Source organism: Pseudomonas sp. NPDC086251 (genome assembly GCF_044746405.1).
Lineage (GTDB): Bacteria > Pseudomonadota > Gammaproteobacteria > Pseudomonadales > Pseudomonadaceae > Aquipseudomonas.
The window spans coordinates 72651-96607 of record NZ_JBIVBY010000010.1 but is presented as its reverse complement, the minus strand read 5'-3'; the positions used below and the strand labels follow the sequence as shown (position 1 = coordinate 96607).

Sequence of the window (23957 nt, the reverse complement as noted above, 5' to 3'; positions counted from 1 at the left end):
ATGGCGCGTTTTAACAGGGTAAACGCGGTGCCTGTGGGTCCATCGCGAGCAAGCTCGCTCCTACAGGGGGACGCTGATTTTGGACACTGTGTTCGCTTTTGATCTTGCCGTTGCTCTGCTTCGGCTTTTGATCTTGATCTGTTGCCCCTTTCCCAGAGGCCGAACGCAGGCGTTGCGCAGGGGGTACCGCGGCAAGGATGCCGCGGTAGCCGCCCCCGGCCATGGATGGCCGATGGCGGCGGGCCCCCGGAGCAATGCCGGAGTGAGGGCATGCCGAGCCTAAGCGAGGCACCGAATGGCGGGGCAAAAGCCCTTGGTTACTTGGGGCTTTTCCAAGTCACTCGCTGTAAAAGCGAAACCGCCAGCCGTCGCGACCAAAAAAACGGATATGCCCCGTTAAGCCGCAGTAGAACTCCCCTTACGACTCGCCACCGCCACCACCGCATAACCAATCAACGCCGCCAATATCGAACCGGTCAAAATCCCCATCCGGTCCATCCCGGCGTACTCACTGGCACCCGGCACAAACGCCAGGGAACCCACAAACAAACTCATGGTAAAGCCAATACCACAGAGGATCGCCACGCCCAGCACCTGGCCCCAGTTGGCACCTTGCGGCAGGGCGGCGATGCGGATTTTCACTGCCAGCCAGGTCAGGCCGAACACGCCCAGGGTCTTGCCCAACAGCAGGCCGACCGCGATGCCCATCGGCACATGATGGGTGAAGCTTTCGACGGTCACGCCGCTCAGCGACAGCCCGGCGTTGGCGAAGGCGAACAGCGGCAAGATGCCGTAGGCCACCCACGGATGCAGCGCGTGTTCCAGGGTCAGCAACGGTGAAGGTTCGGCATTTTTCGTGCGTAGCGGGATGCAGAAGGCCAGGGTCACACCGGCCAGTGTCGCGTGGACACCGCTTTTAAGTACGCACACCCACAGGATCAAACCGATGATCATGTACGGCCCGAGCTTGACCACTCCGAGTCGGTTCATCGCGATCAACGCCACGATGCACGCCCCCGCCAGCGCCAGGGACAAGGTCGAGAGTGCGCCCGAATAGAAGATCGCGATGACGATGATGGCGCCGAGGTCGTCGATGATCGCCAGGGTCATCAGGAAGAGCTTCAACGACACCGGTACACGCTTGCCAAGCAAGGCCAGCACGCCGAGGGCGAAGGCGATGTCGGTGGCCATCGGGATGGCCCAGCCACCGAGGGCTGCCGGGTTGTCGCGGTTGAAAAACCAGTAGACCAGCGCCGGTACCACCATGCCGCCGATGGCGGCCGCGCCGGGCAGGACGATCTGCGAAGGTTTCGACAGTTGTCCGTCGAGGACTTCGCGCTTGACCTCCAGGCCAATCAACAGGAAGAACAGGGCCATCAGGCCGTCGTTGATCCACAGCAACAACGGCTTGGCGATTTTCAGCGCGCCGATCTGGGCCACCACGGGGGTGTCCAGCAGGCCGTTATAGAGCCACGACAGCGATGAGTTGTTGATGATCAGAGCCAGGGCTGCGGCGGCGATCAGTAACAGACCGCTGGCGGCTTCCAACTGGAAGAAACGCGTGAACGTGCTACGCAGAGGCAAGGTCGCTCTCCATCGATGAATTCAAAAGGTGGCACACCCTAACCCGTACCGTTAGTTGTTAAAACAAAAGTTATATTCTTTTTTGTTATATGCCGTTACAGCTCGAACGATCAGCACGGACCTGAGCCTAGCAGTTGCCCGGCGTATTGGATCTCAGCTGTATCTGTGCGTGATGTAGGTTTTTTCCTAAGCTTAGGGGCTGAGCCTTGCAACAAGGCCGACTCGACGAGAACACCACCATGAGCGACAACCGACAGTGGGCCCGCGAAGCCATCCGGATCATCGAAGCGGACTTCCAGCGCAGCGCCGACACCCACCTAATCCCCTTGCCGCTGCCGGGTTTGCCGGGTATCGAGTTGTATTTCAAGGATGAATCCAGCCATCCCACCGGCAGCCTGAAACACCGGTTGGCCCGTTCGTTGTTCCTCTATGCGCTGTGTAACGGCTGGCTAAAACCGGGCGCGCCGGTGATCGAGGCGTCCAGCGGTTCGACGGCGATTTCCGAGGCGTATTTCGCCCGGTTGCTGGGTTTGCCGTTTATTGCGGTGATGCCGGCCAGTACTTCCAAAGAGAAGATTGCGCAGATCGCGTTCTACGGCGGCAAGAGCCATCTGGTCGAGGATCCGACGCAGATCTACGCCGAGTCTGAGCGCCTGGCTCGGGAAAACGATGGCCATTTCATCGACCAATTCACTTACGCCGAGCGCGCCACCGATTGGCGGGCGAACAACAACATCGCCGAATCGATCTTCCAGCAAATGCGTTTCGAGCAGCATCCCGAGCCGAGTTGGCTGATTTCCAGCCCCGGCACTGGCGGCACCACTGCGACGCTGGGCCGTTACGTGCGTTATCGCCAGCATTGCACTCGCGTGCTGTGCGCGGATGCCGAGCGTTCGGTGTTTTTCGATTACTACCAGACCGGCGACGCCAGCCTGCGACTGGATCACGGTTCGCGGATTGAAGGCATTGGTCGTCCTCGGGTCGAGGCTTCGTTCCTGCCGAAGGTGATTGATGCGATGGTCAAGGTGCCGGACGCATTGTCACTCGCGGCCATGCATTACCTGGCGCAGCGTTTGGGTCGGCGGGTAGGCGGTTCGAGTGGGACCAACCTGATCGGCGCCTTGATAGCGGCCCGGCAGATGGTGGAGGCGGGGGAGTCGGGGTCGATCGTGGCGATTCTGTGCGATGGCGGCGAGCGCTATGAAACCAGCTATTACGATCAGGCCTGGCTCAAGGCCCAAGGGTATGAATTGAGCGGCTTGATCGATGCCGTGGCGGCGAGTGTCGAGCGCGGCGAACCGCTGCCGGACACCGTGCTCCGCGCCAACATCTAACACACCGGCCCTTGTAGGAGCGAGGCTTGCCCGCGAAGAACGATAATGCGGTCTTTCAGGAAGACCGCATCAACTTCTTCGCGGGCGAGCCTCGCTCCTACACGGGCGGTGTGGTGTCAGGCTTCGAGGCCGAGGATGTCTCGGGCCACGGCTTCGGCGATACGAATCCCGTCCACACCTGCCGACAGAATCCCGCCTGCATAACCCGCACCTTCACCGGCCGGGAACAAACCTTTCACGTTCAAACTCTGCATCGATTCATTGCGGGTAATCCGCAGCGGCGATGAAGTACGCGTCTCGATCCCGGTCAACACCGCGTCGTGCAGCGAGTAACCGCGAATCTGTTTCTCGAACGCCGGCAAGGCTTCGCGAATGGCTTCGATGGCAAACGCCGGCAAGGCCAGCGCCAAGTCACCCAAGGCAACGCCCGGCTTGTAGGACGGCTCGACGCTGCCCAACTCAGTGGACGGCTTGCCGGCAATGAAATCTCCGACCAGTTGCGCCGGCGCCTCATAGTTGCTGCCGCCCAGCACATAGGCGTGGGATTCCAGGCGTTCCTGCAACTCGATCCCGGCCAGCGGGCCGCCCGGATAATCGACTTCCGGGGTAATCCCGACGACGATCCCGGAGTTGGCGTTACGCTCGTTACGCGAGTACTGGCTCATGCCGTTGGTGACCACGCGGCCCGGCTCGGACGTCGCCGCCACCACGGTGCCGCCCGGGCACATGCAGAAGCTGTAGACCGAACGACCGTTGCTGGCATGGTGCACCAATTTGTAGTCGGCGGCCCCGAGCTTCGGGTGGCCGGCGTATTTGCCCAGGCGCGCACGATCGATCAGTGACTGCGGGTGTTCGATGCGGAAACCCACCGAGAACGGCTTGGCTTCCATGAACACACCACGACCATGCAGCATACGGAAGGTGTCGCGGGCGCTGTGGCCGAGGGCCAGGATCACGTGCTTGGAGTGGATCTGCTCGCCGCCATGGAGCTCGACGCCGACCAGTTGACCGTCCTCGATCAACACGTCGGTGACGCGCTGCTGGAAGCGCACTTCGCCACCCATCGCGCGAATCTGCTCACGCATGTTTTCGACAACACCGGTCAGACGGAACGTACCGATGTGCGGTTTGCTGACGTAGAGGATTTCTTCCGGCGCACCTGCTTTTACGAACTCGTGCAGGACTTTGCGCCCGATGAATTTCGGGTCCTTGATCTGGCTGTAGAGCTTGCCGTCAGAGAACGTCCCCGCGCCGCCTTCACCGAACTGCACGTTGGACTCGGGGTTGAGCACGCTTTTACGCCACAGGCCCCAGGTGTCCTTGGTGCGCTGGCGCACTTCGGTGCCGCGCTCGAGAATGATCGGCTTGAAGCCCATTTGCGCGAGCAGCAGCCCGGCGAAAATCCCGCACGGACCGAAACCGACGACGATCGGGCGCTGCTGCAGATCAGCCGGCGCCTGGCCAACCACTTTGTAGCTGACATCCGGCGCGACGTTGACGTTACGGTCATCGGCGAACGTGTGCAGCACCGCGGCCTCATCGCGAACGTTGAGGTCGATGGTGTAGATGAAGCACAGTTCGGAAGATTTTTTGCGCGCATCGTAGCTGCGCTTGAACAAGGTGAAGTCGAGCAGGTCATCGCTGGCGATGCCCAGGCGCTGCACGATGGCAGGGCGCAGGTCTTCATCGGGATGGTCGATCGGCAACTTGAGTTCGGTGATTCGTAACATGACGGGATCCGGTTCGCGGGGCGCACAACTGCGCCAAGGCGTTTGAAACCGGAGATTATAAGCCCCAAAGGATGATTCCCGTGAGGCTAAAACGATCAGTCGTCGCGGGACCCGCCAAAATACCCGCAGCCGCGCTGAACCTTGCCATCGATGCGCAGTTCGGCGCTCATGTGCTGCACGCTGCCGGTGCTGCTGTCGACGCAACGTTGCGGCGCCACCCACAGTTCGATGTGCTGGTTGTTGGCTTCAGTGCTGAGGTTGAAGCGGCCATCGCCCAGTTGCTCTTCAACGTACGGCACGGCCAATGGCGGCTGCCCGGCGCGATCGATGACCAGGCCTTTGCCGCTGACCTTCACGTTCCACTCTGGCCCATGGCCGGCGGCGCGCAGGATCAGCAGTTTGAAGTTGGGATCGTTGCAAGCAGCCCCCGAACGCTCGACGCGGTATAACTGCTCCAGATCGAGGCGGCTGTCGGCGCCATTGGCGACGATGCGCCCGCGCACATCGGCGAACAGCTTGCCCTGGGCATCGGCCAGGGTCGCGGCCTCTTGCAGGACACTGGTGCCGCCGGTGTCGTTGACCACGTAGCTGCGTTGTTCATTGCACGGCTGGAACAACAGCTTGCCGTCGGCGGCGGTCAACTGGCCCTGCAGGCGGGTCTGGCCCACATGAGAGGCGCTCTCACGCGAGCCATCGAGCAACTGGCAGGCAGCGAACAATGGAAGCAGGGCAACAAGGACTAGGGAACGGGCAACACGCATCTTTGGGTCTCCTGACAAGTGCCGCCACGTTACTCAGCCTGACCGTTCATCACAACCCCGACAGACCTACGTCGATCAACCTGTAGGAGCGAAGCTTGCTCGCGAAGGGGCCAGACCATCCAACATATCATTTGAATGACACACCGCTTTCGCGAGCAAGCATCGCTCCTACAGGGGGCTGTGTATCAGCCGACGTGGAACGTCTGGCCAGTCTGCAAGCCTTCGACACTTTTGGCGTAGGCCAATGCCACATCGGCTGCCGGAACCGGTTTGTAGCCACGGAAATACGGCGCGTAGCTGCCCATGGCTTCGACCAGCACATTCGGGCTCACCGAGTTGACGCGCAGCCCGCGTGGCAGTTCGATCGCCGCGGAGCGAACGAAGCTGTCGAGCGCGCCGTTGACCAGTGCAGCCGAGGCGCCGCTGCGGATCGGGTCGTGGCTGAGCACGCCAGTGGTGAAGGTGAACGATGCACCGTCGTTGGCGAATTCGCGGCCGATCAGCAACAGGTTGACCTGCCCCATCAGTTTGTCTTTGAGGCCCAGGGCGAAGCTGTCTTCAGTCATTTCGTCCAGCGGCGCGAAGGTCACATTGCCGGCGGCGCAGACCAGCGCATCGAACTTCCCGGTTTGCTCGAACAGTTGGCGAATCGAGGCGCTGTCGCTGATGTCCACGTGGAAATCACCGCTGTGGCGACCGATGCGGATGATGTCGTGACGCTCGGCCAGTTCCTTGTCAACCGCTGAACCGATGGTGCCGCTTGCGCCGATCAAAAGAATTTTCATGGGGCTGATCCTCGTGTGAGTGGAAAGAGATCTCAGTCTAGAGTGGTTTTTTTCATTGATAAGCGCGCTAATAGGCAACCTTTGGTTTTCAAATGGAAACAGTCCATGAGCGAGATGGATGATCTGGCGGCGTTTGCGGTGTTGATCGAAGCGGGGAGTTTCACCTTGGCGGCGCAGCAATTGGGTTGCAGCAAAGGCCAACTCTCCAAGCGCATCAGCCTGTTGGAGACGCGGTTTAGCGTGGTGTTACTGCAACGCACCACTCGCCGCTTGAGCCTGACAGCAGCGGGCGCGGCGTTGTTGCCACAAGCCCAGGCGCTGGTCGTCCAAGTGGAGAGGGCGCGTCAGGCATTGGCGCGGTTGAAGGACGATATGGCCGGGCCGGTGCGTATGACGGTTCCGGTGTCGCTGGGGGAAACGTTCTTCGATGGCTTGTTGCTGGAGTTTTCCGGCAAGTACCCCGAGGTGCAGATCGAGTTGGACCTGAGCAACAGCTATCGTGATTTGTCCCGCGACGGTTTTGACTTGGCAGTCCGTTCCGAAGTGGCCAACGATCAACGGTTGGTTGCGCGCCCGTTGTTGGCATGGCACGAAATGACCTGCGCCAGTCCGGCCTATCTCGAACAGTACGGTGAACCGCAGACGCCCCAGGCGTTGGCTGAGCATCGCTGCCTGCTCAACAGCCATTACAGCGGTCGTGAAGAATGGCTTTATCACCAGCAACATGAATTGTTGCGAGTGCGGGTATCAGGGCCGTTCGCCAGCAACCATTACAGCCTGTTGAAAAAAGCCGCATTGGCTGGGGCTGGCATTGCACGGTTACCTTCGTACCTGCTGCAAGCGGATTTGGCTGACGGGCGATTGCGCTGGCTCCTGCGCGATTACCAGACGCGGAGCATGCCGATGTACCTGGTGCATCCGTATCAAGGTGGATTGCCAAAGCGCACGCAGGTGTTGGCGGATTATCTGATCGGCTGGTTCAAGCGCAGTGGCGAGGCGCTGGACCGGCTTCAACGATAATCTCTGCCTCCACACAAACCCTGTGGGAGCGGGCTTGCTCGCGAAGGCGGTAGGACAGCCACATCAATATCGCCTGACCCACCGCTTTCGCGAGCAAGCCCGCTCCCACATTGGATTTTCAGTGTTGTTGAGGGTTGTGGCGGGCATAAAAAAACGGCCCGAAGGCCGTTTTTTGTTTACCGCGATCGCTTAGCCACCGAGGTACGCTTCGCGCACTTTCGGGTCGGTCAGCAGGGCTTCACCGGTGCCTTGCATCACCACACGGCCGTTTTCCAGTACGTACGCACGGTCAGCAATTTTCAGTGCCTGGTTGGCGTTCTGCTCCACCAAGAACACTGTCACACCGTCCTTGCGCAGCTGTTCGATGATGTCGAAGATCTGCTGGATGATGATCGGTGCCAGACCCAGCGACGGCTCGTCGAGCAGCAGCAACTTGGGTTTGCTCATCAGCGCACGGCCGATGGCGAGCATTTGCTGTTCGCCGCCGGACATGGTGCCGCCGCGCTGGGCGAAGCGTTCTTTCAGGCGTGGGAAAAGTCCGAGAACCTTGTCCATTTGTTCCTGATAGTCGCCCTTGTCGGTGAAGAAGCCGCCCATGGCGAGGTTTTCTTCCACGGTCAGGCGGGCAAACACCCGACGACCTTCCGGCACCACGGCAATGCTCTTGCGCATGATCTGCGCCGAGGTCTGCCCCACGAGCTCTTCACCCATGTACTTGATGCTGCCGCTGTGGGCTTGCGGCGAACCGCAAAGCGTCATCAGCAGGGTCGACTTGCCGGCACCGTTGGCGCCGATCAGGGTGACGATTTCGCCCTGGCGGATCTCCACGTTGACGCCGTGCAGGGCCTGGATCTTGCCGTAGAAGGTGGAAACGTTTTCGAATTGCAGCATTTACGCTTCCCCCAGGTAGGCTTTGATCACTTCAGGATTGTCGCGGATCTGTTCCGGCGTGCCGTCGGCCAGGGGCGTGCCCTGGTTGATCACGACGATGTGGTCGGAAATGCTCATGACCAGTTTCATGTCGTGTTCGATCAGCAGCACGGTGACATCGTGCTCTTCACGCAGCACGCTGATCAACGCCTTTAGGTCTTCGGTTTCCTTCGGGTTCAGGCCGGCAGCCGGTTCGTCGAGCATGAGGATCCGCGGGCGGGTCATCATGCAGCGAGCGATTTCCAGGCGACGTTGCTGACCGTAGGCCAGGGTGCCGGCCGGACGGTTGGCGAACGCCTTGAGGTTGACCTTCTCCAGCCAGTACTCGGCGAATTCCATGGCCTCGCGCTCGCTTCTGCGGAACGCCGGGGTCTTGAACAGGCCCGCCAGGAAGTTGGTGTTCAGGTGACGGTGCTGGGCGATCAAGAGGTTCTCGACCGCTGTCATGTCCTTGAACAGCCGCACGTTCTGGAAGGTGCGCACCACGCCTTTGCGGGCGATCTCGTGGCCGGGCAGGCCCTCGATCGATTGACCGTCAAGCAGGATGCTGCCGCCGCTCGGCTTGTAGAAACCGGTCAGGCAGTTGAACACAGTGGTCTTGCCCGCGCCGTTTGGCCCGATCAGCGCCACAACCTGCTTTTCCTTGACGGTCAGGGCCACGCCGTTGACCGCGAGCAAACCGCCGAAGCGCATGCTCAGATTTTCGACTTTAAGGATCTCGCGGCTCATTTGCGCAGCTCCATGTGAGGACGTTGCATGGGCAGCAGACCTTGAGGACGCCAGATCATCATCAGCACCATCAAGGCGCCGAACATCAACATGCGGTATTCACTGAACTCACGCATCATTTCCGGCAACAGGATCATCACCGTGGCCGCCAGCACGACGCCCAGTTGCGAGCCCATGCCACCCAGCACCACGATGGCGAGGATGGTCGCCGACTCGATGAAGGTGAACGACTCCGGTGTCACCAGCCCTTGGCGCGCGGCGAAGAAGCTGCCGGCGAAACCGGCGAAGCAGGCGCCCAGGGTAAAGGCCGAAAGCTTGATGATGGTCGGGTTCAAGCCCAACGCACGGCAGGCAATTTCGTCTTCACGCAGCGCTTCCCAGGCACGGCCCAAAGGCATGCGCAGCAAGCGGTTGATCACGAACAACGCGAACAGGGCGAGGAACAACGCGACCAGGTAAAGGAAGATCACCTTGTTGATCGAGTTGTATTCCAGGCCGAAGTACTCGTGGAATGTCTGCAGGCCTTCAGCGGCTTTACGTTCGAAGGTCAGGCCGAAGAACGTCGGTTTCTCGATGTTGCTGATGCCGTTCGGGCCACCGGTGATGTCGGTCAGGTTACGCAGGAACAGACGGATGATTTCACCGAAGCCCAGGGTCACGATCGCCAGGTAGTCACCGCGCAAACGCAATACCGGGAAGCCGAGCAGGAAGCCGAAAGTGGCTGCCATCAGACCGGCAATCGGCAGGCAGATCCAGAAGCTCAGCCCATAGTAGTGCGACAGCAGCGCGTAGCTGTAGGCGCCGACGGCATAGAAACCGACATAACCGAGGTCGAGCAGGCCGGCCAGGCCGACCACGATGTTCAGGCCGAGGCCGAGCATCACGTAGATCAGCACCAGGGTGGCGATGTCCACCGCGCCGCGAGAGCCGAAGAACGGCCAGATCAGCGCACCGATGATCAGCGCGATGATGATCCAGCGCTGAGTGGTCGGCAGGGTCAGGAACGTACTGGCCTTGGCCGGCATGACCGGCAGGTTCGGCGAGGATTTCCAGGCCGAGCTGATCTGCTGGTCGAACAGCACCCGCAGGAACATCAGCACCGAGCATACGGCGATGGTGATCAGGGTTGCCGTGCTGGTGCCATGCACTTCGAGGTTGATGCCGACGATGGTCAGTTTCAGACCGAGTACCGGGTAGGCCACGGCCCACACCAGCAAGGCGCTGAACAACGCCTGTTTAAGATTCCTAGTCATACTTTCTCAACCTCCGGACGGCCCAACAGGCCGGTTGGCCGGAACAACAACACCAGAACCAATAGACCGAACGCGACGACGTCCTTGTACTGGTCGCCGAAGATATCGGCACCAAACGCTTCTGCCACCCCTAGCACGATCCCGCCGAGCATGGCGCCGGGGATGCTGCCGATGCCGCCCAGTACCGCGGCGGTGAAGGCCTTGAGGCCGACGAGGAAACCGGCGTTCGGGTTGATCACGCCGTATTGCATGCTCAGCAGCACGGCCGCGATGGCCGCCAGCGCGGCACCGATGACGAAGGTCAGGGCGATGATGTTGTTGGTGTTGATACCCAGCAGGTTGGCCATCTTGATGTCTTCGGCACAGGCGCGGCAGGCGCGACCCAGGCGAGAGCGGGAGATGAACAGCGTCAGGCCGAGCATGGCGACGAAGGTCACCACGAACACCACGATTTGCATGTAGGAAATCAGCACTTCATGTGCGCCACCTGGCCCGATGGAGAAGTTGCCGGGGATCAGGTTGGGGATGGATTTGTCCTTGGAGTCTTGCGCCAGCAGAACCGTGTTCTGCAGGAAGATCGACATACCGATGGCGGAAATCAGCGGGATCAGACGGTTGCTGCCGCGCAGGGGGCGGTAGGCGATCCGTTCGATGCTGTAGCCGTAGGCACTGGTCACGACGATGGTCGCGAGAAAAGCGGCGGTCATCAACAGCGGAACGCTGTCGAGTCCCATCATGGACAGGCCCGCAATGGCGATGAACGCCACGTAGGAACCAATCATGTACACCTCGCCATGGGCGAAGTTGATCATTCCAATGATGCCGTAAACCATCGTATAGCCGATGGCGATCAGGGCATACGTGCTGCCAATGGTCAGGCCATTAACCAGCTGTTGGAAGAAGTGATAGATGTCAGGCATTACAGCGCTCCTAAAAACCTGATACGCATTTCACTGGTGGAGTCATTTTCCCGCTCGAGCCCCGTGGATCTGCATCCACTTCGAACGCGAGGTTTGCCAGCGAACCGCTGATGACGGTTTTGAGATTTTCAGGTGGGGAGACTGGCGGATCACGCCAGCGCGGCCCAATACGTTCGTAAAACAAAGCCCACGGCACGCCGTGGGCTTTATTGGCAGTCAGTCAGGCAACGCCTTACTGAGGCTTGGCTTCAGTTTTAGGTTTGCCGAAGTGCCACTCGTAAACCACGAATTTGAAGTCTTTCAGGTCGCCCTTGGCGTCGAAGCTCAGGTCGCCAGTCGGGGTTTTGAACGTCCCGGCGTGGATGGCTTCAGCCACTTTGGCCGCGTCTTCGCTCTTGGCTGCCTTGATGCCGTCGGCAATCACGGTCACCGCCGAGTAGGCCGGGAACACGAACGGACCGCTTGGATCTTCTTTCTTGGCTTTGAACGCATCAGCCAGGGCAACGTTGGCCGGATCCTGGTCGAAGGATTTCGGCAGGGTTACCAGCAGGCCTTCGGAAGCGTCTTTGGCGATCTGCGAAATGGAGTCGTTACCCACGCCTTCCGGACCCATGAACTTGGCTTTCAGGCCTTTTTCCTGGGATTGACGCAGGATCAGACCCAGCTCCGGGTGGTAGCCGCCGTAGTAGACGAAGTCGACGTTGGCTTGCTTGAGCTTGGAGATCATCGAAGAGAAGTCTTTGTCGCCGGCGTTGATGCCTTCGAACACGGCAACCTTGACGCCTTTGCCTTCCAGGGTTTTCTTCACGGCGGTGGCGATGCCTTCACCGTATTGCTGTTTGTCGTGCAGAACGGCAACGATCTTCGGTTTTACGAAGTCGGCGATGTAGTTACCGGCGGCAGGGCCTTGGGCGCTGTCCAGACCGATGGTGCGGAACACCATTTTGTAACCACGGGACGTGATGTCCGGGCTGGTGGCAGCCGGAGTGATCATGATCACGCCTTCGTCTTCGTAGATGTCCGAAGCCGGTTGAGTGGAGCTGGAGCACAGGTGACCGACCACGAACTTGACGCCGTCGTTGACGACTTTGTTCGCGACCGCTACCGCTTGTTTTGGATCACAGGCGTCATCGTATTCAACGGCTTCGAGTTTCTTGCCGTCTACGCCGCCTTTGGCGTTGATCTGTTCGATGGCCATTTTGGCGCCACTGAACTGCATGTCGCCGTATTGGGCTACAGGACCGGTTTTAGGGCCGGCGATGCCGATCTTGATGGTGTCAGCTGCGAACGAATGGCTGGCAACCCCGGCCAGAACCATAGCGGTAAACAGTTTGGAAATCTGCTTAGTAGCCTTAGTCATAGTGCTCCACTCTTACTGTTGTAGTTTTTATAGTCCTGGCGCCGTAGCAGCAGAACCGGGTCAGATATCTTCGATATCCTCCGGAAAATGCCCCCGGCAACTGTACCGGTACAGTGTAGAGCGCCGATTGTCAGCCTGGGAAGCTGGCGCCAGGGGGCAAAACCTGAGGGTGTCGCTTTTTTGAAAGAAAAAGACAGAATCGCGGCGGGGGTTCAGGCTGAATGAACAGCAATCCTTGGCTTTCCTGCACTTTTCAATCGGTGACTCAATTGCATCCGGGTTTTTCTGCCAGACCACCGACGTTATGATTACGTCGATTTCTTTTCCGGACAGGACCCATGACTCAAGAACCTAGCACCCTCTATGCCAAGCTGCTTGGTGAAACCGCATCTATTACCTGGAAGGAGCTGGAGCCGTTCTTCGCCAGGGGTGCCCTATTGTGGGTCGACCCAGGTCTGGATTTGATCGCCGCGGCCGAGGCGGTAGCGACCGACGAAGGCGAGAAAGTGGCTGCCTGGCTGGCCGCCGACAAGGTCGCCAAGCTGTCTGAAACGCGGGCGCTGGATCTTTTCGAACGTGACCCGGAGCTGTGGGCAGTGGTCGTTTCGCCGTGGATTTTGATCCAGGAAAGGGCGACGAACTGACATGTCGCACTAAAGCAGTGCGTCCGTTGAACAGCTAAAAGTGTGTAGCCGAGTAGCGTGATGGCATGTTGCCGTAGAGAAAGGCCACAGAAGGGTCTTGGCGAGGGTGACGTAAACGTAACGGGAACAGTTTATTGAGCAGCCGATTGGCTGCTGAATTGTTTCTGGATGTTGGGATTTGCGGTGAATGTCAGGCCGCCTTCGCGAGCAAGCCCGCTCCCACATTTGACCGCATTCTTCCAGATGGAATGCGATTGAATGTGGGAGCGGGCTTGCTCGCGAAGGGGCCATCGCAGGCTACGCAGTTTTACCGGTGTGGTTATTCAGCGAAATAACCTTGGTCTTGCCAATCCGGTGACGATAAATCTCGCGCAGGTACTTGATCGCCTTCTTCACGCAATCGCGAGACAAGCGAATGTCGTTGATCGAGACGAACTTGTCCTTGTCGTTGATCAGCTCTCGGTACTTTTTCTCGTACATCGGTTTGATCGCATACCAGTTGGTGTCGAGGATTTTCGCCGGGTTCTCGAACTCGTTAAGCAAGTCGTCGATCAGGTCTTCGTCAAACTCTTCGTTGATGATGAAGTCGAGGATCGAGTTGTCCAGGGTCTCGTCGAAGCGGTACGGGTTTTTCGCAAAGCAGCGCTTGATGAACGCCACGATCAGCGTCAGGAAGTCGTCCGACAGGCACGGGCTCTTGGCGATCAATGTGGTCAGCGACAAGTTGGCCGAGGCGCCGATCACCAGCGCATAACGCTTGAGCGTGGTGTTGGGGAACAGGCTGTTGAGGTGGGTCTTCAACCGGTTCAGGTCCATGTAGGACAGCTTGTAGTCCTTCGGCAACGAAACGATCGAGACCACCGACGAGCAGTTCTTGAAGAAGTGCAGGTCGTGCAACGCGGCGGCGTCATAACCCGAGTTCTTGTACTGCTCCAGCGACGCGCGATAACGCTTGGACTCGATCGGCAGCAGGCTGATGCCTTCGATGGCCTGGGTGACCTTGTTGAAGTGCGGCAGGTCGATGGAACGGAAAAACAAGTCGTCGATGTTCAGGCGCTGCGGCTCTTTCTCGAACACCTTGAACTTGTCGCTGCTCGGCGGCGGGGTTTCCGGCACCACGGATTCGGCATAGGCAATCGCCACCGGGCCGGCCAGGCTCATGAACAGGTCGTTGGCGTCGAGGCGAATGGTTTCGCCGATGTCGATGCCGGCGCGACGGAAATAGTTCTGGTCGTAGTCAGTCGTGACCGCTTGCGCCGTCAGAATGTTGAAGATCTGCTGCGAGATGTACTGGTTGGCGTGCTTTTCCATCGCGTTGACGTCGATGTTCTGGATGTTGCCGTCATCGCTCTCTTCGGCGTAACGCATGATGTCGTTGGAGATCAGCATCATCGCGTTCCATGGGCGGATACGCCCCATGACACTGGCTTCGCTGCTGTCTTCGTTGGCGAAGTTGTAGGAGAAGTCCCACTCTTCCGACAGGTATTTACACAGCAGGCGACCGGCGTTGATGTGCAGCGCCTCGGACATTTCACTGCGGTGATCGGAAATGTTCGGCAGCACGCAGATGCCGCTGGTGAAGATCGGCTCGAACACGAACGAATGGCCGCTCTTGCCGTCGTGCTCGTCCATCGGCTTGGTGTCGAACGTCTTGTTCATGTACGAGTGCTGCTGGGCCAGGCCGAATTCCGAGGCCATACCCGAACCGGTACCGCCGCCGGCACTGAAGATAGAGAAATACAGGCGCGACTGGTTGGCCTTGATGCCGCAGCTGTCGATCAGGTACGAGTGAATCATCTTCCAGTCGGGACTGGAGAAACGCTGGGTGTCCTTGTTCAGGATGATCTTGGCCAGGTACTGGCCGAGGATCGGCGCGTTACCGGCGCCACCGGCGTGGACTTCCGACAAGTCCATGATTTTCATTTTGCTGTAGTCGCGCAAAAAGCCGCTTTTTTCGCCCTTGCGCGAGAAGCGGATGCGACCGGCGATGTCTTTGTCCAGGTCGCCGAGCATCACCAGCGGTTCCACCAGGAACACCGGTTTGGTGGCCTTGTTCGGCCCCAGGCGCAAGTTGTTGCGAATCCACTGCGCCGGGCTGTAACCCTTTTCGGCGAAGCGTTTGTCCGGCGAGAGACGGTCTTCGTTGTTGAATTCGCTGAGGTAGAACTTGCGGGCGTTGTACACCAGCTCCGCGACGTCCAGCGCAATGTTCGAACCGCAACGACCGAGGCCGATCAGGCACACCGACGGGAATTCCTGATCGTTGTGCTGTTCGCTGTCGCCTTCCAGGTGCGGTGGGCGCGGAAACACCATGTCACGCAAGCCGTCGAGGTTATCGAGGATGCGGTCGGTGTTGGTTTCGGTGAAGTACAGATATTGCTGAGTGGCCAGCGGGCGCGATGGCGTCAATGGCTTCGAGGGCGCGGGGCTGTTCGCCGCAGGGCTCAGCGTCAGATCGGATATCGCAGTGGCCGGATTGTTTTTGGAAGTCATTGTGCGCCATGTACCTGGACTGGTGGGTCGGGCGACAGGCTGTCGTCTAACCATCACGGATGGGAACTCGCGTCTTGTTTTTAGCGCGTATTTGGCCCAAGCGTCAGAGTCTTGGTCTGAACGTCGCTCGGGGGAATCCTTTCCTAAGTCATGATGAATCGGCCAATATTCACTGATCTTTAATCAAAAGGAGGCCAAATGATGGCAGTGCTACCTTCGTTGGGGTTTGCCGGGATCGGCCTGATGGGCTTGCCAATGTGTCGGCGCCTGCTCGCGGCGGGCTATCCGCTGACCGTGTGGAACCGCAATCCGGCCAAATGCGCGCCACTGGTCGAGGCAGGCGCACGTCAGGTCGCCACACCGGCCGAGCTGTGCCAGCACGCTGATGTGGTGATGCTGTGCCTGGCGGACACGGCCGTGGTGCGCGAGGTGGTTTTTGGTCCGGCCGGGATCGCCGAGGGGGCGAAAAGCGCTCAGTTGCTGGTGGATTTTTCCAGCCTGGAACCTACCGCCACGCGGGAAATGGCGACAACGCTGCTCAGCACAACCGGCATGAAATGGCTGGATACGCCGGTGTCCGGCGGAGTGATCGGTGCCGAGGCCGGCAGCCTGGCGATCATGGTGGGCGGCGATGCGGCGGACCTGGAACGCGTCAGGCCGGTGCTGTTGAGCCTCGGCCAGCGCGTGACGCACATGGGCGGCGTCGGGGCAGGGCAGGTGACCAAGGCGTGTAACCAAATGATCGTGGCCTGCAATGCGCTGGTGATTGCCGAAGTGGTGGCGTTGGCCGAGCGCTCCGGCGTCGACGCCAGCCGGATCGCCGAGGCCCTGGCCGGCGGTTTCGCCGACTCGAAACCCTTGCAGTTCCTCGCTCCGCAAATGGCCGAAAGCCGTTTCGAACCGGTGAAATGGCACGTGCGCACCTTGCTCAAGGATCTGGACGGCGCGGTGAAGTTTTCCCGCGAGCAGGGTTCGGCCACGCCGATCAGTGGATTGGCCGCACAATTGATGCGACTGCATGGGGCTCAGGGCTTCCTGGAAAAAGATCCGTCGACGTTAGTGCAGTTGTACCGCGAGCCAGACTCAAAGGGCTGACATTGCGCGACGGCTTGCGCTGGTTGATTTCGTTCAGCACCGGATGCAATTCAGCCAGCGGCATCGCCACCAGCGCATTCTCGGTCACCTCCAGTTCAATCCGGTGTTGCGCCATGCCGGCTGCGCGCAGGGCGTGTTTGACTTCATCGGCGAACGCGGCGCGTGTCAGGTTCAGCGGTGAGCACTTGACGATGATCTTGAGTTCTTCGCTGCCGTGGCGGGACAGTTCGCCCAGGTCCTCGCAGGCCTTGCGCAGCACCCAGTTGTCCAGTTCGGCGATCAGGCCGTTGGCCTCGGCGATGGCAATGAACCGATCCGGCGCGAGCAAGCCGAGGACTGGATGTTGCCAGTGCACCAGCGCTTCAAGCTTGCTGACCTGGCCGGTTTTCAGGTCGAGGATCGGTTGGTAATAAAGCATCAGCCCGGTGTTGGCGTGCAGGGCCTGGCGCAGTTCTTCTTCCAGTGGATGCTCGCGCGTGGCGCGGGCTTTCATGTCTTGACGGAAAAAATGCAACCCGTTGCGCCCGTTGCCCTTGGACTGATACAGCGCCAGGTCGGCGTTTTTCAGCAGCTCTTCGCAGGTCTTGCCGTCTTCCGGAAACAGGCTGATGCCGATGCTGGTGGTGATGACCATGCGCCGCCCGGACAGCTCGATGGGCTCCTGCATTTTCAGCATGATCCGCTGGGCCAGGTGCCGCGCTTCGTCACGATCGCGCAACCCGATGAGGATGCAGAACTCATCACCGCCGAAACGGGCCACCACGTCTTCGTGACTGCGTACCGACCCTTTGATGTGGCTGGCCAGGGCTTTGAGCAATTCGTCGCCGGCGGCATGACCCAGGCTGTCGTTGACTCGCTTGAAGTGGTCGATGTCGAGGAACATCACCGCCAGCATGCCACCGTCATTGGTTTTCTCGATCAGCCGCTCGGCGAAGATCTGGTTGAAACCACGACGGTTGATCAGGTTGGTCAGCGCATCGTAGTGCGCCATCTGTTGTAATGACAGACGCGCCTGGTCCAGTTGACCCACCAGGGTGTTGACCCGCTGCAGATCGCATTCCTTGTTTTGCAGCTTCTTGTCGGCCAGTGCCGCGCTGATGCTACTGCCAATGATCAGCAAGATCATGACGGCTACCGTCACGCCCAGTTGCAGATGATTGTTGTCGCCGGGCAGCGGCTGGAGGCTGTTGTCGGGTAGCACCAGATCGAGCGCCGCCATGCCGGTGAAATGCATGCTGACGATGCCTGCCCCGAGTACCAGGCTGGCGGTGTATTTGAGCAGTTGGTGAAGCGCACCGCTGCCATCGCGCAGATGACTGGAAACCAACAGTGCGGCCAGGCTGGCGCCAATGGCGATGACGATCGAGAGGGCGAACAGGACGGGTTGGTAATAGGCGGTCGCATTCGAGCGCATGGCGGCCATGCCGACGTAGTGCATGATCGCGATGCCCAGACCAATCCACACCGCGGCCCGTAGGTATTGCCAAAAATTCAACCGAGGATGGCTGAGGGTGTGCATCGCCAGCCACGAGGCCGTCAGTGCGAACAGCAGTGAGGTCAGGGTGATGGGCAGTTGGTATTGAATGTCGATCGGCGCCTGGAATGCCAGCATGCTGATGAAATGCATGGCCCAGATCCCCCCCGCGAGGCACCCGGCGCCGACCCAGCGCCAGCGTCGTTGAGAGGCGGCATTGTCTGCATGACCGACTCGCTCGGTCATGTCCAGCGTGGCGAAGCCGGCTGCACAGGCCACCACATAAGCCAGCAACACCAGAAACGGGTTATGTGCACAATTAAGAATGACCTGACCGCTCTCTGGCAGTTGAGTAGTGAAATGCAAACCAAGCCATTCCATCGCACGCCCCGTCCTTGTTACCTGGCCAACACCATGCCCTCTGGCGAATGTGTTGGAGTATAGAGGTCATGTTAAGCGCGCAATGCGTGATGGCACATTGCTTTCAATGATTTTGGAATTAGCTTTATAGCGATTGGTGCTATGCCTTAAGCGATCTGCTCGTAAGGCATTTCATACTCGGGTTGCAGGGCTGGCAGCCCGAACGCGGCCCGGGCCGCATCGCAATCCACGTTTGCCTCGCCATTGACCCACGAGGCGTCGAACTCGCGGCAAGTGCTGGAGCGCTGGTCGTAAATCGAGCATTGCACAGTGCTGCCCACTTCACCGACCAGCCCGACGCAGCGGGTGGGTTTGCAGTCGGTGCCGAGCATGGCCACCCGACTGGGGCTGATGGGCGCGACCAGTTCGTCGGGCACAGTTCCCCCGGCCGAGGTGCATTCACCCCAGAAAAAAGACACGCGAAAATGAGAACAGCAGGCACCGCAATTCAGACACGGACTGGCTTCGGACATGGGCGATAATCAAAGGAGGGATGGGGGACACGGTGGGGCAGACAAGGCCGCTATTCTAGGCTTCGCCTCGGGCTTGGGAAGGGGGGCATAAAGGTATTTTTCACTGGGGCCAATGGCGGTGAAAAACCTGTCTTACTGACATCTCAAATTCCATGTGGGAGCGGGCTTGCTCGCGAAAGCGGTGGACCTGCCAAGCTTCTATTGAATGTGCCGGCCTCTTCGCGAGCAAGCCCGCTCCCACAGGTTGCGCGCCCTGCCCGAAAATTGTGCCATGGGCTGGTATCACACTTACGAATAATTACAGACAGTCACGGCGAGCCTGACTAGATTGCAGGTTCCGGGGACAGTGAGGCCCCAATAACAATAAAAGAGACGGACCCATGCAGAACTCGACCCAAGCGGCGAATGCCTGGCGCATTCTGTTCCTGTTGTTCCTGGCCAACCTGTTCAACTTTTTCGACCGCACCATTCCCGCCATCATCATCGAGCCGATTCGCATGGAGTGGCACCTCAGCGACTTTCAGCTGGGGATCATCGGTACCGCCTTCACGATTGTCTACGCCATTGCCGGCCTGCCTTTGGGGCGCCTGGCCGATACCGGCTCACGCAGCAAATTGATGGGTTGGGGCCTCGCGGCATGGAGCGGCCTGACGGCGGTCAACGGACTGGTGGGCAGCTTCTGGGGTTTCCTGATCGTGCGCATGGGCATCGGCATCGGTGAAGCCAGTTACGCACCGGCCGCCAACTCGCTGATCGGCGACCTGTTTCCGGCCCACCGCCGTGCGCGGGCGATGGGCATTTTCATGCTCGGCCTGCCGCTGGGGTTGTTGCTGGCGTTCTTCACCATCGGCGCGATGGTCAAGGCGTTCGACAGCTGGCGGGCGCCGTTCTTCATCGCGGCGGTGCCGGGGTTGATCCTGGCGATCTTCATGTTCTTCATCAAGGAACCGAAACGCGGCGCCGCGGAAAGCGTGCAAGTTTCGCAGGAACGTGTCGACCGGCCGATCCGTCGGGTGCTGGCGGTGCCGACCTTTCTATGGCTGGTGATGGCGGGGCTGTGCTTCAACTTCGCCACCTATGCCTGCAACTCGTTTCTGGTGCCGATGCTGCAGCGTTATTTCCTGATGCCGTTGCAGGAAGCGGCGGTGGCGACCGGGGTGATCGTCGGCGTGACCGGGCTGTTCGGCCTGACGCTGGGTGGCTGGGTCGCCGACAAGATTCACCAGCGAGTGGCCAACGGTCGCCTGCTATTTGCAGCGTTCAGCCTGATCATCTCGACCGTGTGCACTGCCTGGGCGCTGCATTCGGGGCGGATCGAGATCGGCGTGTTTGTCGCGGTATTCAGCGTCGGCTGGTTGTTTGCCTACAACTTCTACACCTGCGTTTACACGGCGATTCAGGACGTGGTCGAGCCGCGCTTGCGGGCGACGGCGATGGCACTGTTTTTTGCCGGCCTGTACCTGTTGGGCGGTGGTCTGGGGCCGGTGGTGGTGGGCGGTCTGTCCGATCACTTTGCGCACACGGCGATGCTCGCGGCCGGTGCCGAGCAGATGACGGAGGCGTTCAAGGCGGTCGGCCTGCATGACGCCATGTACCTGATCCCGGTGGCGCTGTTTTTCACCATGGTGTTCCTGTTCCTGGCATCGCGGTGTTTTGTTCGCGATGCAAAGCGGATGAAGGATGGGTTGGTGGCGGTGGTTGAACCAGGGGTTGCTGTGGCGACTGCATGACCGCCTTCGCGAGCAAGCCCGCTCCCACATTTGACCGAGTTCGTCCAGAGGAAACGCGATCGAATGTGGGAGCGGGCTTGCTCGCGAAGAGGCCATCATGAACACCACATAAACCCAGCAGACAAAAAAGGCCCGCATCGCTGCGGGCCTTCTTGTTTCAGGCAATGGAGCCGGGCGAAGTTAACCCGCCACCAACACCCGAATCGCTTCCAGTCGCAACGCAGCCTTGTCGAGCATGGCCAGGCCTTGCTCGCGCTGTTTGCGCAGGGCAACCAGTTCGCTGTCACGGACGGTCGGGTTGACCGCTTGCAACGCGGTCAGGCGCGCCAGTTCTTCGTCGGTATCGGCCGCCAGGCGACGCTGCGCCTCGGCAACGCGCTCGGCGTGACGCGGAAAGATTTTCTCTTCACCGGCATTGATCCGCGGCGTCAGCTGATCGCGCTGGGCCTGGATGAACTTGTTGGCGCTGGCGCGAGGCACGCTTTCCAGTTGATCGTTCAGGGTTTCGAACGACACCCGGGCCGACAAGTCATTGCCATTGGCATCCAGCAGGCAGCGCAGGGCGGCCGGCGGCAGGTAGCGGCCCAGTTGCAGCGAGCGCGGCGCAACCACTTCGCTGACGTAGAGCAGTTCCAGCAACACGGTGCCAGGTTTCAGCGCCTTGTTCTTGATCAGCGCCACGGCGGTGTTGCCCATGGAGCCGGACAGAACCAGGTCCATGCCGCCCTGAACCATCGGGTGTTCCCAGGTGATGAACTGCATGTCTTCGCGAGACAGCGCCTGGTTGCGGTCGTACGTGATGGTCACGCCTTCGTCGTCGCCCAGCGGGAAGCTGGCATCGAGCATTTTTTCGCTCGGCTTGAGGATCAGGGCGTTTTCCGAATGGTCTTCGCTGTCGATGCCGAACGCATCGAACAGAGTTTCCATATAGATCGGCAAGGTGAACTGATCGTCTTGCTCGAGGATGTCCTCGACCAGTGCAACGCCTTCGCCGGCACCGCCGGAGTTGAGCTCCAGCAGGCGGTCACGGCCGGTATGCAGTTCGGCTTCCAGACGCTCGCGTTCACCGCGAGCTTCGTCGATCAACGCTTGCCACTCGCCGTCGTCGGCATTTTCCAGCAGCGGCAGCAGGCGCGAGCCGAACTGATGCTGCAAGGCGTTGCCGGTCGGGCAGGTGTTGAGGAACGCGTTCAGCGCTTCGTGGTACCACTGGAACAGCCGTTCTTGCGGGCTGGTTTCCAGGTACGGCACGTGCAGTTCGATGATGTGCTTCTGGCCGATCCGGTCCAGACGCCCGATACGCTGCTCCAGCAGGTCCGGGTGCGACGGCAGATCGAACAGCACCAAGTGGTGCGAGAACTGGAAGTTGCGACCTTCACTGCCGATTTCCGAGCAGATCAGCACTTGCGCGCCAAATTCTTCGTCGGCGAAGTAGGCGGCGGCGCGGTCACGTTCGAGGATGTTCATGCCCTCGTGGAACACCGTGGCCGGGATGCCGGAACGCACGCGCAGGGCGTCTTCCAGGTCCATGGCCGTTTCGGCATGGGCGCAGATCACCAGCACTTTGGTGCGCTTGAGCATCTTCAGCGTGTCGATCAACCACTCGACGCGCGGGTCGAATTTCCACCAGCGTTCTTCTTCATTGGCGTCCGGCTGGGCCTGGAAGCTGACTTCCGGGTACAGCTCGGCGTGATCGCCCAGCGGCAGTTCGAGGTATTCGTCAGGGCACGGCAGCGGGTACGGGTGCAGTTTACGCTCCGGGAAACCCTGCACGGCGGCGCGGGTGTTGCGGAACAGCACACGGCCGGTGCCGTGACGGTCGAGCAGTTCACGGACCAGACGGGCGCTGGCTTCGGTGTCGCCATCGTTGACCGCCGTCAGCAAGGCTTCGCCTTCGTTGCCGAGGAAACCGTGAATGGTCTTGTGCGCTTCAGGCGACAAGCGCCCTTTGTCCAGCAGCTCCTGAACGGCTTCGGCCACCGGGCGATAGTTTTCGCTCTCGGCGCGGAAGGCGTGCAGGTCATGGAAACGGTTCGGATCGAGCAGGCGCAGGCGCGCGAAGTGGCTGTCCTGACCCAGTTGTTCCGGGGTCGCGGTCAGCAGCAGCACGCCAGGAATGACTTCCGCCAACTGCTCGACCAGCGAGTATTCAGGGCTGGCCTTTTCTTCGTGCCACACCAAATGGTGCGCTTCGTCGACGACCATCAGGTCCCAACCGGCGGCGAACAGCGCGTCCTGGGCCTTCTCGTCTTCTACCAGCCATTCCAGTGCAACCAGTGCAAGCTGGGTGTCTTCGAACGGGTTGGCGGCATCGCTTTCGATGAAGCGTTCTTCGTCGAACAGCGCGACTTGCAGGTTGAAGCGACGGCGCATCTCGACCAGCCACTGGTGCTGCAGGTTTTCCGGCACCAGGATCAGTACGCGGTTGGCGCGGCCCGAGAGCAGTTGGCGATGGATCACCAGACCGGCTTCGATGGTCTTGCCCAGACCCACTTCGTCCGCCAGCAGAACACGCGGCGCGATACGGTCGGCGACTTCACGGGCGATGTGCAGCTGGTGCGCGATCGGTTGCGCACGCACGCCGCCCAAGCCCCAAAGGGCCGACTGCAATTGGCGGCTGGTGTGTTCCAGGGTGTGGTAACGCAGGGAGAACCAGGCCAGCGGGTCGATCTGCCCGGCGAACAGACGGTCGCTGGCCAGACGGAACTGAATGAAGTTCGACAGCTGGGTTTCCGGCAGGGTGACCACTTCGTTCTGCGCGTTGAGGCCGTGGTAGACCAGCAGGCCATCGACGTCGTCGACTTCCTGTACGGTCAATTTCCAGCCTTCGAAGTGAGTGATCGAATCGCCCGGCGAAAACCGCACGCGGGTGAGGGGCGCATTCCGTAGCGCGTACTGGCGGGTGTCGCCAGTGGCCGGGTAGAGCACGGTCAACAAGCGGCCGTCCTGTGCCAGAACGGTGCCCAAACCCAGCTCGGCTTCGCTGTCACTGATCCAGCGTTGCCCCGGTTGATACTGCTGCGCCATGCTGCCTGACTCCCACCTTGAAAAAGCGGGCTATCTTAACGGAATGAGGGCTTCAGGGCCAAAGGACTCTCATAAAAACTAACGCTCTTACGTTAGTTCACCGTTACAAGGGGCGCAGGCCAAGGCACCAATGAGTGCCAACCGGGTCACAGTTTGCGACCGGTGGCTCAAGTCGCCATCCCCGCAGCCGACAGC

At 60.1% G+C, this 23957-nt stretch carries 18 protein-coding genes; 5 read left to right on the top strand and 13 right to left on the bottom strand.

Annotated features, from left to right (window positions below):
- Positions 1-396: 396 nt before the first annotated feature.
- A complete protein-coding gene (gene nhaA / locus ACIPL2_RS14125; protein ID WP_401357248.1) occupies positions 397-1584 on the bottom strand; it encodes a Na+/H+ antiporter NhaA in 1188 nt (395 codons plus the stop codon).
- A 239-nt stretch (positions 1585-1823) separates the two neighbouring features.
- On the opposite strand from nhaA, the gene ACIPL2_RS14120 reads away from it, so the two are divergent.
- Complete coding sequence (locus ACIPL2_RS14120; RefSeq protein WP_401357245.1) at positions 1824-2918, top strand: PLP-dependent cysteine synthase family protein; 1095 nt, start codon at positions 1824-1826, stop codon at positions 2916-2918.
- A gap of 116 nt (positions 2919-3034) precedes the next feature.
- On the opposite strand, the gene ACIPL2_RS14115 is transcribed toward ACIPL2_RS14120, so the two are convergent.
- The 3 genes from ACIPL2_RS14115 to ACIPL2_RS14105 form a co-directional block, all read right to left on the bottom strand.
- Positions 3035-4648: an NAD(P)/FAD-dependent oxidoreductase gene (locus tag ACIPL2_RS14115; RefSeq protein ID WP_401357243.1), complete on the bottom strand. Its 1614-nt coding sequence runs from the start codon at positions 4646-4648 to the stop codon at positions 3035-3037.
- Positions 4649-4743: 95 nt separating this feature from the next.
- Positions 4744-5409: a COG3650 family protein gene (locus tag ACIPL2_RS14110; protein ID WP_401357240.1), complete on the bottom strand. Its 666-nt coding sequence runs from the start codon at positions 5407-5409 to the stop codon at positions 4744-4746.
- Between the two features lie 185 nt (positions 5410-5594).
- On the bottom strand, positions 5595-6194 hold the full coding sequence (locus ACIPL2_RS14105; protein ID WP_401357238.1) for a short chain dehydrogenase: 600 nt from the start codon (positions 6192-6194) through the stop codon (positions 5595-5597).
- Between the two features lie 105 nt (positions 6195-6299).
- Between ACIPL2_RS14105 and ACIPL2_RS14100 the strand changes: the two genes are divergently transcribed.
- Complete coding sequence (locus ACIPL2_RS14100; protein WP_401357236.1) at positions 6300-7214, top strand: LysR family transcriptional regulator; 915 nt, start codon at positions 6300-6302, stop codon at positions 7212-7214.
- A 189-nt stretch (positions 7215-7403) separates the two neighbouring features.
- Here the strand turns inward: ACIPL2_RS14100 and ACIPL2_RS14095 are convergent, their stop codons facing one another.
- From ACIPL2_RS14095 to ACIPL2_RS14075, 5 genes are all read right to left on the bottom strand, one after another.
- Positions 7404-8105: an ABC transporter ATP-binding protein gene (locus ACIPL2_RS14095; RefSeq protein ID WP_201201292.1), complete on the bottom strand. Its 702-nt coding sequence runs from the start codon at positions 8103-8105 to the stop codon at positions 7404-7406.
- The gene (gene livG / locus ACIPL2_RS14090; RefSeq protein ID WP_059407959.1) at positions 8106-8873 is read right to left on the bottom strand and encodes a high-affinity branched-chain amino acid ABC transporter ATP-binding protein LivG; all 768 of its coding nucleotides are present in this window, start codon (positions 8871-8873) and stop codon (positions 8106-8108) included.
- On the bottom strand, positions 8870-10126 hold the full coding sequence (locus tag ACIPL2_RS14085; RefSeq protein ID WP_059407961.1) for a high-affinity branched-chain amino acid ABC transporter permease LivM: 1257 nt from the start codon (positions 10124-10126) through the stop codon (positions 8870-8872). The genes livG and ACIPL2_RS14085 overlap by 4 nt, the downstream gene beginning before the upstream one ends.
- Entirely contained in the window at positions 10123-11046 is a 924-nt protein-coding gene (livH, locus tag ACIPL2_RS14080) for a high-affinity branched-chain amino acid ABC transporter permease LivH (protein ID WP_008147295.1), read from the bottom strand. Before livH ends, ACIPL2_RS14085 begins: the two co-directional genes overlap by 4 nt.
- Positions 11047-11278: 232 nt before the next feature.
- The gene (locus ACIPL2_RS14075) at positions 11279-12406 is read right to left on the bottom strand and encodes a branched-chain amino acid ABC transporter substrate-binding protein (protein ID WP_401357231.1); all 1128 of its coding nucleotides are present in this window, start codon (positions 12404-12406) and stop codon (positions 11279-11281) included.
- A gap of 338 nt (positions 12407-12744) precedes the next feature.
- On the opposite strand from ACIPL2_RS14075, the gene ACIPL2_RS14070 reads away from it, so the two are divergent.
- Complete coding sequence (locus ACIPL2_RS14070; RefSeq protein WP_401357229.1) at positions 12745-13050, top strand: DUF2288 domain-containing protein; 306 nt, start codon at positions 12745-12747, stop codon at positions 13048-13050.
- A gap of 297 nt (positions 13051-13347) precedes the next feature.
- Here the strand turns inward: ACIPL2_RS14070 and ACIPL2_RS14065 are convergent, their stop codons facing one another.
- A complete protein-coding gene (locus tag ACIPL2_RS14065; RefSeq protein WP_401357227.1) occupies positions 13348-15543 on the bottom strand; it encodes a hypothetical protein in 2196 nt (731 codons plus the stop codon).
- Between the two features lie 198 nt (positions 15544-15741).
- Here ACIPL2_RS14065 and ACIPL2_RS14060 point away from each other — a divergent pair, with 198 nt between their 5' ends.
- Positions 15742-16638 carry an NAD(P)-dependent oxidoreductase gene (locus ACIPL2_RS14060; RefSeq protein WP_401357224.1) on the top strand — a complete coding sequence of 299 codons (897 nt, stop codon included), beginning with the start codon at positions 15742-15744 and terminating at the stop codon, positions 16636-16638.
- Here ACIPL2_RS14060 and ACIPL2_RS14055 read toward each other — a convergent pair.
- A complete protein-coding gene (locus ACIPL2_RS14055; protein WP_401357222.1) occupies positions 16529-18493 on the bottom strand; it encodes a putative bifunctional diguanylate cyclase/phosphodiesterase in 1965 nt (654 codons plus the stop codon). The genes ACIPL2_RS14060 and ACIPL2_RS14055 overlap by 110 nt on opposite strands.
- Before the next feature lie 146 nt (positions 18494-18639).
- On the bottom strand, positions 18640-19005 hold the full coding sequence (locus ACIPL2_RS14050; RefSeq protein ID WP_401357219.1) for a YkgJ family cysteine cluster protein: 366 nt from the start codon (positions 19003-19005) through the stop codon (positions 18640-18642).
- Between the two features lie 380 nt (positions 19006-19385).
- Between ACIPL2_RS14050 and ACIPL2_RS14045 the strand changes: the two genes are divergently transcribed.
- A complete protein-coding gene (locus tag ACIPL2_RS14045) occupies positions 19386-20735 on the top strand; it encodes a spinster family MFS transporter (RefSeq protein ID WP_401357216.1) in 1350 nt (449 codons plus the stop codon).
- Between the two features lie 180 nt (positions 20736-20915).
- On the opposite strand, the gene rapA is transcribed toward ACIPL2_RS14045, so the two are convergent.
- Positions 20916-23762: an RNA polymerase-associated protein RapA gene (rapA, locus tag ACIPL2_RS14040; RefSeq protein WP_401357214.1), complete on the bottom strand. Its 2847-nt coding sequence runs from the start codon at positions 23760-23762 to the stop codon at positions 20916-20918.
- Positions 23763-23957: the final 195 nt, after the last annotated feature.

Coding starts and splice junctions, on each gene's coding strand:
- ACIPL2_RS14060 (WP_401357224.1), top strand. CDS start 15,742: ATGATGGCAGTGCTACCTTCGTTGGGGTTTGCCGGGATCGGCCTGATG.
- ACIPL2_RS14110 (WP_401357240.1), bottom strand. CDS start 5,409: ATGCGTGTTGCCCGTTCCCTAGTCCTTGTTGCCCTGCTTCCATTGTTC.
- ACIPL2_RS14045 (WP_401357216.1), top strand. CDS start 19,386: ATGCAGAACTCGACCCAAGCGGCGAATGCCTGGCGCATTCTGTTCCTG.
- livH (WP_008147295.1), bottom strand. CDS start 11,046: ATGCCTGACATCTATCACTTCTTCCAACAGCTGGTTAATGGCCTGACC.
- ACIPL2_RS14055 (WP_401357222.1), bottom strand. CDS start 18,493: ATGGAATGGCTTGGTTTGCATTTCACTACTCAACTGCCAGAGAGCGGT.
- ACIPL2_RS14085 (WP_059407961.1), bottom strand. CDS start 10,126: ATGACTAGGAATCTTAAACAGGCGTTGTTCAGCGCCTTGCTGGTGTGG.
- ACIPL2_RS14065 (WP_401357227.1), bottom strand. CDS start 15,543: ATGACTTCCAAAAACAATCCGGCCACTGCGATATCCGATCTGACGCTG.
- ACIPL2_RS14115 (WP_401357243.1), bottom strand. CDS start 4,648: ATGTTACGAATCACCGAACTCAAGTTGCCGATCGACCATCCCGATGAA.
- rapA (WP_401357214.1), bottom strand. CDS start 23,762: ATGGCGCAGCAGTATCAACCGGGGCAACGCTGGATCAGTGACAGCGAA.
- ACIPL2_RS14120 (WP_401357245.1), top strand. CDS start 1,824: ATGAGCGACAACCGACAGTGGGCCCGCGAAGCCATCCGGATCATCGAA.
- livG (WP_059407959.1), bottom strand. CDS start 8,873: ATGAGCCGCGAGATCCTTAAAGTCGAAAATCTGAGCATGCGCTTCGGC.
- ACIPL2_RS14070 (WP_401357229.1), top strand. CDS start 12,745: ATGACTCAAGAACCTAGCACCCTCTATGCCAAGCTGCTTGGTGAAACC.
- ACIPL2_RS14105 (WP_401357238.1), bottom strand. CDS start 6,194: ATGAAAATTCTTTTGATCGGCGCAAGCGGCACCATCGGTTCAGCGGTT.
- ACIPL2_RS14100 (WP_401357236.1), top strand. CDS start 6,300: ATGAGCGAGATGGATGATCTGGCGGCGTTTGCGGTGTTGATCGAAGCG.
- ACIPL2_RS14050 (WP_401357219.1), bottom strand. CDS start 19,005: ATGTCCGAAGCCAGTCCGTGTCTGAATTGCGGTGCCTGCTGTTCTCAT.
- ACIPL2_RS14075 (WP_401357231.1), bottom strand. CDS start 12,406: ATGACTAAGGCTACTAAGCAGATTTCCAAACTGTTTACCGCTATGGTT.
- ACIPL2_RS14095 (WP_201201292.1), bottom strand. CDS start 8,105: ATGCTGCAATTCGAAAACGTTTCCACCTTCTACGGCAAGATCCAGGCC.